This window comes from Desulfonatronum sp. SC1, assembly GCF_003046795.1.
Lineage (GTDB): Bacteria > Desulfobacterota > Desulfovibrionia > Desulfovibrionales > Desulfonatronaceae > Desulfonatronum.
The window spans coordinates 1-452 of the sequence record NZ_PZKN01000141.1; the positions used below are offsets into that span (position 1 = coordinate 1).

General features: G+C 44.2%; 1 protein-coding gene. It reads left to right on the forward strand.

Annotated features, from left to right (window positions below; genetic code table 11):
* Positions 1–76: 76 nt before the first annotated feature.
* Positions 77–452 (forward strand): hypothetical protein (locus tag C6366_RS21045; protein ID WP_199221602.1); only part of this gene is annotated, 376 nt, incomplete at its 3' end.

Sequence of the window (452 nt, forward strand, 5' to 3'; positions counted from 1 at the left end):
GGTATGGGCTCTGAGCGCCTTTTTTGTTCTGGCGTATATGTGGCATGCACTCTATTTTCCGGCAGGAGTTTCTTTGATGCTCTTTGTGGTGATGGTTGCCATCGATCTGTTTATGCTTTTTGGCCCCGACACAGCGAAAAAACTTACTGCCAGACGTTTCCTTCCCGAGCGGTTTTCAAATGGAGATGCCAATAATGTATCAATTGAAATAGAGAGTAATTTCAACTACCCTGTTAAAGCTGAAATTATTGATGAGTTGCCTTTTGTTTTTCAAATAAGAGACAATTTGTTTAAACGACGCTTATTGCCCGGGAAGGCAGAAGTTATTAACTATCAATTGACTCCTGTGGAGCGGGGGAGTTATCGCTTTGGCGTGCTGAATGTATTTGTGACAGCCCGCCTGGGGCTTGTTAGCCGCCGATACTGTTTTGGTGAGGAGGAAGATGTTAAGG